This window comes from Halomonas sp. PBN3 (assembly GCF_000475415.1).
Taxonomy (GTDB): Bacteria; Pseudomonadota; Gammaproteobacteria; order Pseudomonadales; family Halomonadaceae; genus Halomonas; species Halomonas shengliensis.
Genome location: NZ_AXCA01000153.1, coordinates 1 through 2,562, shown reverse-complemented (window position 1 = coordinate 2,562; position 2,562 = coordinate 1). Strand labels below are relative to the sequence as shown.

2 protein-coding genes are annotated in these 2,562 nt (G+C 66.6%); one reads left to right on the top strand and one right to left on the bottom strand.

The window, feature by feature from the left end; all coding sequences use genetic code 11:
- The first annotated feature begins 44 nt into the window (after nucleotides 1-44).
- Entirely contained in the window at nucleotides 45-935 is an 891-nt protein-coding gene (locus Q673_RS26375; protein WP_023005690.1) for an NAD(P)-dependent oxidoreductase, read from the top strand.
- A gap of 478 nt (nucleotides 936-1,413) precedes the next feature.
- Here Q673_RS26375 and ltrA read toward each other — a convergent pair.
- On the bottom strand, nucleotides 1,414-2,562 hold a 1,149-nt coding region (gene ltrA, locus Q673_RS26370; RefSeq protein ID WP_023005689.1), incomplete at its 5' end, for a group II intron reverse transcriptase/maturase.

Genomic DNA, 2,562 nt, shown 5'->3' with positions numbered 1-2,562 from the left:
CCCCCCCCCCGACAACCAACCACCAACAAGAGGACACCACCAGGATGAGCAAGCAGATTTCCACCGTCGCCTTCATCGGCCTAGGGGTCATGGGCTACCCCATGGCCGGCCACCTTGCCCGCGCCGGCCTCGCGGTGCGCGTCTACAACCGCACCACCGCCCGCGCCGAGGCGTGGGTCGCCGAGCACGGCGGCAGCCACTACCCCACCCCTGGCGAGGCCGCCCAGGGCGCCGACCTGGTGCTGGTCTGCGTAGGCAACGACGACGACGTCCGCCAGGTGACCATCGGCGAGCAGGGAGCCCTCTCCGGCATGGCCGAGGGCAGCCTGCTGGTGGATCACACCACGGCCTCGGCGGACCTGGCCGAGGCGCTCGATGCCGCCTGCCGCGAGCGCGGCATCGGCTTCTTGGATGCGCCGGTCTCAGGCGGCCAGCAGGGGGCGGAGAACGGCGCGCTGACCATCATGTGCGGCGGCAGCGAGACCGACTTCGCCCGCGCCGAGCCGCTGCTCGCTCACTATGGCCGGGCGGTGACCCGGATGGGCCCGGCCGGCAGCGGCCAGCTGACCAAGATGGTCAACCAGATCTGCATCGCCGGCCTGGTGCAGGGGCTGGCCGAGGGGCTCCACTTCGCCGAGCAGGCCGGCCTCGATCGCCGGCGGGTGGTGGACGTCATCAGCAAGGGAGCCGCCGGCTCCTGGCAGATGGAGAATCGCCACGCCACCATGATCGATGACGATTACGAGCACGGCTTCGCCGTGAACTGGATGCGCAAGGACCTCGCCATCTGCTTGGACCAGGCGCGCCAGCTCGAGGCACGCCTGCCGGTCACGGCGCTCGTCGACCAGTTCTATGCCGACGTCCAGGCGATGGGCGGCGGCCGCTGGGACACCTCCTCGCTGCTGCGCCGCCTGCGTGCCGTGAAGCCTGAGTAAGCTCTGGTGCTATCGCAGCCGGCCAGGCTGCGATGGCCCTCTCCTCCCCCCATTCGGGGTTGACAGAGCCCCTCCCACCCCACCGTTTCCGGCGCCGCGCCGTTTTCCACACATTCTGTGGATAACCCTGTTCACAACCCCTCGAAAAGGTCGCCTAATCGCCATGGATAGCGGGCTGCCCTTAGATTGGTCAATTTTTGATCTTGCTTAACCTATTGATTTAGAAAGAAATTATCATAAGCCCCATGGGCACGGGGCCTGGCGTCCGTGTCATGCACAGGAGGCGGTGCGGAACCGCGAGGGGTGGACAAGTCAAGCGAAAATCGTCGCCGAATCGGCGCATTTGCGGGGCGCAGCGTGAGCGGGGTCAACGCTTCGGGGGCTGGACCGGGAATCGAGTAGGAGGGGGAGTCGCCTCCCCCGTCCTCTCACACCACCGGGCATACGGTTCCGTACCACGGCGGTTCACGAAGAACGACTAAGCCCTTTTGATCGTATCGAGTACCGAGATCAGGCCCAGACGGTCGAACCACTTCCGAGGCAGAGCCTGATTCATGTGCGAGGCGCCGGCGTTCCACCAAGGGCCTCGCCCGTTTCCCGCTGACTTCCACGCCCGGTGGTGATCCAGGCCCAGCGCCGTAAGCTTCCGGCGCCGGGTCCATGGGCGCTTCCATTGCCGCCAGATCACGCAACGAAGCCGGCGACGTATCCAACCATCCAGCGCCTCCAGCGGGCGCTTTACGTCGACGAGGGAGAAGTAGTTGGCCCAGCCCCGCAGGACCGGAATCAACTCTTCAATAACGCGCCGTATGTTGCGCCCCCTGCCGCGCTTGAGGATCTCGCGGACACGCTGCATCAGGCGCTGCAGGCTGGCCTTGGCCAGCGTCAGCTTTGGCAGTTTGTGCCGAGTCAGCGTGTAGCCCAGATACCCCCGGTTCCACGGCCGGTCCACCGCACTCTTGTCGCGATTGACCGTCAGCCTGAGCGAGCTCTCGAGAAAATCACTCAGGCTGGCCATGACGCGCTCACCTGCTCGCCGACTGCTGACATACACCTGCATGTCGTCGGCATAGCGGCAGAAGCGGTGACCGCGGCGTTCCAGTTCCTTGTCCGCGTCATCCAGCAGGATATTCGCCAGCAGCGGGCTCAGTGGCCCACCCTGGGGCGTTCCCTGCCGGCGTGGCGCGGCCAGGCCGTCCTGGAACATCCCGGCTTCCAGGTAGCGACGGATCAGGCGCAGCACCCGCTTGTCGCGGACGCGGCGCGCGACCCGCGCCATCAGCAGGTCGTGGTTTACTCTGTCGAAGAAGGCTTTCAGGTCGAGGTCGACCACCCAGCGGTGGCCGGCGGTGACATGGGTCTTCATCGCCGAGACGGCCTGCTGGGCGCTGCGTCTGGGGCGATAGCCGTAACTCGATGCGGAGAAACCCGGATCGAAGATTGGCGTCAGCACCTGCAGCAGCGCCTGCTGGATCAACCGGTCGGTGACCGTGGGAATGCCGAGCTGCCGCGTCCCGCCCTTGGGCTTGGGGATCTCGACGGCCCGGACCGGGCTGGGGTGGTACTCACCGACCAGCAGCCGCTTGCGCAGCGTCGGCCAGTGTTGCTTCAGGTGGTCGGCCAGCTG

Excerpts from the sequence above, each read along its gene's own strand:
- Q673_RS26375 (WP_023005690.1), top strand. The coding sequence starts at position 45 with ATGAGCAAGCAGATTTCCACCGTCGCCTTCATCGGCCTAGGGGTCATG.